General features: G+C 68.3%; 6 protein-coding genes and 1 tRNA gene. 3 read left to right on the forward strand and 4 right to left on the reverse strand.

Annotation, left to right across the window (positions count from 1 at the left end):
• Nucleotides 1–297 precede the first annotated feature (297 nt).
• From L0H79_RS19485 to L0H79_RS19500, 4 genes are all read right to left on the reverse strand, one after another.
• Nucleotides 298–1059, reverse strand: coding sequence for a hypothetical protein (locus L0H79_RS19485; RefSeq protein ID WP_301486303.1), 762 nt, complete (start codon nt 1057–1059; stop codon nt 298–300).
• Nucleotides 1060–1069: 10 nt separating this feature from the next.
• Nucleotides 1070–1654, reverse strand: a complete 585-nt coding sequence (locus L0H79_RS19490) for a hypothetical protein (RefSeq protein WP_301486304.1) — start codon at nt 1652–1654, stop codon at nt 1070–1072.
• Nucleotides 1655–1860: 206 nt separating this feature from the next.
• Nucleotides 1861–2481, reverse strand: coding sequence for a LuxR C-terminal-related transcriptional regulator (locus L0H79_RS19495; protein WP_301486305.1), 621 nt, complete (start codon nt 2479–2481; stop codon nt 1861–1863).
• Nucleotides 2482–2921: 440 nt separating this feature from the next.
• Complete coding sequence (locus tag L0H79_RS19500; RefSeq protein WP_301486306.1) at nt 2922–4097, reverse strand: PrsW family intramembrane metalloprotease; 1176 nt, start codon at nt 4095–4097, stop codon at nt 2922–2924.
• 40 nt (nt 4098–4137) lie between these two features.
• On the opposite strand from L0H79_RS19500, the gene orn reads away from it, so the two are divergent.
• The 3 genes from orn to L0H79_RS19515 all read left to right on the forward strand — a co-directional run bounded on the left by orn (nt 4138) and on the right by L0H79_RS19515 (nt 6546).
• Entirely contained in the window at nt 4138–4773 is a 636-nt protein-coding gene (gene orn, locus L0H79_RS19505; RefSeq protein WP_301486307.1) for an oligoribonuclease, read from the forward strand.
• A gap of 102 nt (nt 4774–4875) precedes the next feature.
• A tRNA-His gene (locus L0H79_RS19510) sits at nt 4876–4948 on the forward strand.
• Nucleotides 4949–6198: 1250 nt separating this feature from the next.
• A complete protein-coding gene (locus tag L0H79_RS19515) occupies nt 6199–6546 on the forward strand; it encodes a hypothetical protein (protein WP_301486308.1) in 348 nt (115 codons plus the stop codon).
• Nucleotides 6547–6643: the final 97 nt, after the last annotated feature.

Consider the following 6643-nt stretch of genomic DNA (forward strand, 5'->3'; position numbering starts at 1 on the left):
CTGCGACCAAGAGATTAGAAGGCTCTTGCTCTATCCGCTGAGCTACAGGGGCCGGCGCGTCGGCGCGCACCCAGCATAGGACGCCCCTGCCGGGGCACGATGCAGCGCCGTTCTGGAACGCCCTCTCACCATCTGGAACAGCAGGCGCGCCCGGGCGATCGTCACGGTCCCGCGTTCTATCGGGGTGCGCAGCGCCTGCAGCACCGCCTTCGAGAACAGACCGACCTCATACCCACCCTGGACGTGTTGGCAGCGGCCGCGAGCCGGTCCTCGGGCTCGCGGCCGCCGCCAGCGACGTCAGCGCAACGTGATGCGGTCCGGTGGTGCGCAGTAGCCGGTGATGCGGTCAAGGATGTTCCGCAGGGACTCGGCGCCCTCCTCGTTGCCTGCCTCGTCGGCCCGCTGGACGGCCGCCTCCAGACCGGCGACCAGAGCCGTGGCAGTGACTCCCCGTGCGTTGGCCTCCAGGAGCGCGGTGACCAGGTCGGCTGCCGGGGCGCCGGCGCCGACCGAGTCGGCCAGCTGTGGCAGGTTCGGCTCCATGGGCTCGGCTCCGGCGGTTGCGGTGGTGGTCGGGCACGGATCATCGGGGTTGGGCGCCAACGCCCAGTTGGCGGCGGTGGCCGCGATGTACCCACGATAGGTCGCCAGGGCCATGTCCTGCCCGGGAGAGATCACGGCGTGCTGCGGCTGACCCGGTAGCGGCGCGGCCCGCGCGGCCAGCTGCTGGGGCACCAGGGTTGCCGTGTCCAGCTGCCACATCTGCAGCCCGGCCGCGCCGGTGCCGTTCCACGGCGCCCCCTTGGGCCGGCGGTGCGGCGGTAGGTTGCACCCGGACCCGGAGGCGACGGAGATGCCTTGCGGTACCTGGTCCGGTGGTGGGTCCGGGTTGGCGGCCATCGGGGCGACCCACGGCACCTCGTTCTGCAGGTACGTCACCACGTCCGCGGCGTTGCTGGGCGGGTTGGTCCGCACGCCGAGCGCGTTGGCGTTGTTGTCTGCGACGAGCGGGCCGGCTACGCCGACGGCCGGCTTCATGCCGCGGTAGACCAAGGGCATGGCCGGCGCCTCACGCGGTCTTGTGGTTGTAGGCGACCCAGCAGTAGCTGGCGACTCCGGCCGGGTTGTCGTTCACGTCGTGGGCGGCCGCGGTGACCATGTACGAGTCGACGATGAGCCCGTCGGGGAAGTTGTAGCGCTTGGAGAAGGGCGTCCACTCCAGGGACTCCTCGCCGAAGCGCTGCTGGAACAGCGTGCCCAGGTTGTTGGCAAGCTCGATCGAGTCGCCAGGGTTGATCGAGTCCTTGAACACCGACTGCAGGTAGGACTGGATGTCGCTGATGCCGTTCTGCTTCTCCCACACGATGATGTCCTCGGCTGCGGCGATCACCAGGTCGCCGGTCACCGGCTGGGAACGCAGCCCTTGGTAGTAGTAGCCGTACTGAGTGGCGAAGTTCGCCTCGCAGTACTGCCACGTGTCGGTGGTGATGATCGATCCCGGGTCGCCGGCGGCGGCCGGGGAACGCTTCTCGGGCAGCTGCCCGACGGCGCTCCTGATGGCCTCCCCGGCAAGCAGTGCCTCGGCCGCCGTCGCGAGCGCATTGAGCGCGATCGGCGCGATGACCTTGATGACCTCTTTGACGGTCTGTCCCATGGTGTTCCTCCTTGCGTTGCAGGCGGGGTACGCACTCACCCGCCGGAATCGGTGTGACGCAGGCAATCGTGGTTTCACCCAGTCGTTCTCACATCCCTAAATTTGGGGATATGTCATGATTCGATGCAATTGATGGCCAGGGCCAGCGCGTCAGTCATGGCGGGAACGGACCCTGCCTCTGGCAGCCGGGCTCTGTCACCCACACGTCAAGGCGCCACGCGGCCCGCCGCGCCGCGGTGGCCCCCACCCGGGGGACCGACCGGACCTGTTGCGCGGGACGCGGCGCCGAAGGTCGCTCGGGTGACGTCCAGCCTGGTGAAGGCGCCAGAACGTTCCGCCACCCCCACGGCCGCCACCTGAGAGCTCACGCCGAGCTTGCTCAAGACCGCCTTGATATGACTGCGGACCGTGTGCAGCGAGCGGGATGTCCGTTCGGCGATCTCCACCGCTGACGCCCCGTCCATCAGAGCCTCCAGCACCAGCGCCTCCCACGGAGTCAGGTGCCCCAGCGCCCTGACCTCGGCGGCTCGGTGTCGTAGCCGGTCCGCCGACCCGGGATTCGGGCTGCGGCCTGACCGAACCTGTCGCAGCGCCTCATCGACCAGCCGGATCAGCTCGACGAACGGGGCGGCCGCATTCAGCACGAACGAGCCACGCTCGGCCAGGGACAGCAGCATCGGCAGGGACCCGACGGAGCCGATGGCCACGCACCTGCTCGGTTCCCGGATGCTGGGCAACACCTCGGACGCTTGTTCCCCGTCCTCGACCACCAACACGGCCGGAAGCCGACCGGCCGCCGGCAGGTCAGACAGCGGGAGCAGCTGCACCGGCGCCCATCTCAGGCGTTCCAAGGCCGCCGCGATACCAGCACCGAGACTGCCCGTCAACGAACCTGTCACAACCACCCCATCCGACACCGGACGTGCATAGCAGTCAAAGAGGTGCAGCCTCAGCCAGCGCTGGGCCACTGGCGTAAACGGAGTGGTTTATGTGCACCTTTACGCAGGCACAGACATGGCACAGACATGGTCGGGAATGTCGGTAGTGCGGACGATTACTCAACGAGTACGAAGATCCGTGGCACGTCGAGCCGCGCGCCTTGTGGACAGTGCCCTCGTACTTGCCGACGGGTCAGCCTGGCCTTTCCGCCGGACATGTCCCGCCGTGCCTGCGAGGTGTCGAGCCCGGACGCCTCGAGGCCGGTCAACACTCGGTTCGTGACGAACCGGGTTCGCGTCGGGCTCGGCACGACCTGCGCGGTCGAGGCTCAGGTGACGGGCGAGCCGACGAACGCATGGCGGTGCTCGGTGATCGCCGCGAGCAGGTCGAGCTCGCGCTGCGGTGCGTCGGCGGCCGCGGTTCCGTGCGCGAGACGCCAGCGCAGCAGCGCCAGGTCGCTCGCGCTGTCCTGGAAGGCCGTCATCGAGCGTTTCGCGGCCGCGCCGCCGTGCTCGCGCGCCCACCGCCGGGCCTCCTTGCGACCGCGCAGCTGCGACAGCATCGACACCTCGCCATGGGTGAGCCACCCCGCGTCGGCATAGGGCGAGAGGTACTGGCCGATGAGCCTGCCCTCGCGGCGGCGCAACCACACGATGAACCCGACGAACGCCAGAAAGAGCGGGACCTGGAAGGTCGCGTACGCCACGAGGAAGCCTTGGATGCTGGCGAGCGCCGACAGGTTCCAGATGCCGTGCAGGATGACCGCGCAGAGCCAGCCGGCGAGGACCGCGATGACCCGGGCGCCTCGGTGCTGCACGGACACGGCGATGCCGACTCCGATGCCGGTGCACGCCGTGAAGAGGGAGTGTGCGAACGGGCTCATGAGCCCGCGCATCACGAAGGTCGCGGACAGGGTCTCCGGCCCGCCTGCACTGAGCGCCTCTCCGAGGTACAGGATGTTCTCGGTGAAGGCGAACCCGGCGCCGACGATCCCGGCATAGACGATCCCGTCGATGACCCCGTCGAACTCTCGTCTGCGCAGCACGTAGATCAGGACGACTCCGAGGCCCTTGAGGGTCTCCTCGACGACGGGAGCAACGTAGACGGCACCGGTCGCGAGCGGGTCTGTCCAGCCCGAGTCGGCCAGGAGAAGGATGCTCAGGGTGTTGAGGATGTAGGCAACAGCGACCGCGACGACGGCACCCCAGAGGAAGGCCATCACCAGCAGGCGACCCGGCTCGGCCTCCCACCGATCCAGCCAGAGGTAGGTCGGCACCACGATGCAGAGCGGGATCAGCGCGAACAGGCCGGCAAGCAGGACGGACTGGACTGTCAACGCGCTGCCGATGACCGCGAGGACCAGCAGCAGACAGAGCAGGAAGCCGACCCCGATGACGCCCAGCGTGATGGTGGTGCGCAGCAGCGGGCGTCGGGTCGGGTTGGCTGCATTGCTCCACGCCGCCGCCCGCGGGTCAGGTTGCCGCCTGGGCTGCCCGGTGGTCATGCCGAGCAGGGTAGTGCAGCACCCTCTATAAGGTGGTCCGGTGAGCGAGACCAACCACCGAGCCGTGGCAGACCGCATCGTCTGGATCGACTGCGAGATGACAGGGCTGGACCTGCGCGCCGATGCCCTTGTCGAGGTGGCTGCCCTCGTGACCGACTTCGAGCTGAACCAGCTCGGCGACGGGATCGACCTCGTCATCAAGCCACCGGCCGAGGCACTCGAACAGATGGACGAGTTCGTGCGCACGATGCACACGACCTCGGGCCTCTTGAACGAGCTCGCGGGCGGGGTGAGCCTCGAGGCGGCCCAGGCCCAGGTGCTCGACCTCGTCCGCACGCAGGTCCCGGAGCCGCGGCGGGCGCCCTTGGGCGGCAACAGCATCGGCACGGACCGCGGCTTCCTGGCCCGCGACATGCCCGAGCTCGAGGCCCACTTGCACTACCGCGTCATCGACGTCTCGTCGATCAAGGAGCTGTCCCGCCGCTGGTATCCGCGCGTGTACTACAACGCGCCCAAGAAGGCCGGCGGACACCGCGCCCTCGCCGACATCCGGGAGTCGATCGCGGAGCTGCGGTACTACCGGGCGGCGGTCTTCGTACCGGAGCCGGGGCCCGACACGCCGACGGCCAAGGGACTTGCCGAGCGGTATGCCGTGTCTCCCACCGCCGACGCCTGACCGCGTCCGCGGTGATGGTCACCAGATCTGCCGGGAGCAGGTACGATTGGCGACGCTGCCTCGCGATGCCCGGTCGGATCCGGCGCGCTCGCGGGACGCATGGTGGGTGTAGCTCAGCTGGTAGAGCACCTGGTTGTGGTCCAGGGGGTCGCGGGTTCAAGTCCCGTCACTCACCCAGGTACCGGCTCCAGCGTGGTCACGCTGGAGCCGGTTTGCTTCTCACGTTCCCTTGGTCAGACGGCTTTTTCGGCCTGGTGCATGATGGTCCGGCCTACCCGTCGAGCCCCGCGAATGTCGGACCCTCCGCTTAGCGTCTGAGCCATGCGAGTCGGCGTCTACATCGACGGGTACAACCTGTACTACGGCGTCGAGGGCTGTGCGGTCGCTCGACCCCGGGGTGGCGTTGGCTCGACCTGAAGGCTCTTGCCGCCGATCTGATCGCGACACACTCCCGCTGGCGAGACCCGATCATCCAGACGGTCATCTACTGCACCGCGCGTGTGAGTGGAGCCGGCAACCCCGTCGGCCAACGCGACAGGGACGTCTACCTCCGCGCGCTGGAACGCTCCGGCTCTGCCACTCAGGTCAGCTTCGGCAACTACGTCGCACGGGTTGCCACGGCGCCGCTCGCGACCGCTGGTCGCAACGGCAAGCCGGTGATCAGCCATCCCCAGTGGCCGCTGATGGTGCAAGACGGAGCCGAACGCGACGTCCCGGACGCTCGGTCCATGGCCTCCGTCGCTCGTCGAGAAGAGAAGGGCTCCGACGTCAACGTCGCGTCCCATCTACTCATCGATGTGCTCACCGAGGCAGTGGATGCTGCCGTGGTGATCTCCAACGACAGCGACCTGGCCTACCCCGTCGCCTTCGCACGAGGTCGAGTGCCGATCGGGCTCGTCAACCCGACCAAGGGCTACCGTGCGGGCAAGTTGGCCGGCGAGCACACCGACGGCGTAGGTAACCACCGGTGGTACCAGATGCAGCCCTCCGACTGGTATGACCACCAGCTCCCATCGACCATCGGCCCGCGCATCATCAAGCCACGAGAGTGGTGGCCAGGGCCGTCACGCTGCTACACGTGCGTCACACCACCTGGCCCCTCCGGGGCCGGGTTTTCTCGTCCGACGCCTGCACGTCCATCGCTTGCCTGCGCCCCAGGCCGCGGAAGACCGACGCCTGGGGCGAGACCCGGAGACGCCCCGCTTCCACCGTGTGCCCAGGGTGTTGCGTCACGGGGCGAAGTCGACGAACGAGCTACGAAGGCCCCCCCACACGTGTCGAGGCCCTGACCGCCGCCGCGGTCAGGGTCTCGGCCTCGCTGCCCGGCCAGGACGTAACCCTGCGACCCGAGCAGGGCGGTCACGTTCTCGTTGCCTCCGAGTGGCGATGCGACGAACCACCAGGCGGCTGCGGCACAATGACTCGGTGCGTTCGGGGAACAGGTGGGTCCAGCGCTTCGCGGCCGGTGTGCTCATCCTCCTCGTCTCTCTGACCCTCACGCTGTCGCTCGACCGGGCGGCCGCGGCCCAGCCTGCTGCCAGCGTTCCGAGTCGCCTTCCCGCAGCCGCTCACACCACGACCCCTGCCCCGATAGACCCGTCACTCGCCCAGAACGACAACCCCAAGCCGATCACGAAAACCCCTCAGGGACAGGCGACCCAGGTGACCGACGATGAGCACATCGGCGGCCTGATCGGCTTCATCATCCTCATGCTCGGCGGGGTGCTGCTCCTTGTCCGCGACCACCATCGCAAACGGGCGACGCGACGCTGATCACCAATTTGTCGGCGCCGGAACCGCCCTGCTAACGTGTCACCTCGTTGCGCCGCTAGCTCAATTGGCAGAGCAAGTGACTCTTAATCACTGGGTT

Origin of the sequence: Intrasporangium sp. (assembly GCF_030452765.1) — a bacterium.
Taxonomy (GTDB): Bacteria; Actinomycetota; Actinomycetes; order Actinomycetales; family Dermatophilaceae; genus Intrasporangium_A.

What these genes read in the sequence shown, in the direction of transcription:
- L0H79_RS19485 (WP_301486303.1), bottom strand. Translation starts at nt 1,059, where the DNA reads ATGCCCTTGGTCTACCGCGGCATGAAGCCGGCCGTCGGCGTAGCCGGC.
- L0H79_RS19500 (WP_301486306.1), bottom strand. Translation starts at nt 4,097, where the DNA reads ATGACCACCGGGCAGCCCAGGCGGCAACCTGACCCGCGGGCGGCGGCG.
- L0H79_RS19490 (WP_301486304.1), bottom strand. Translation starts at nt 1,654, where the DNA reads ATGGGACAGACCGTCAAAGAGGTCATCAAGGTCATCGCGCCGATCGCG.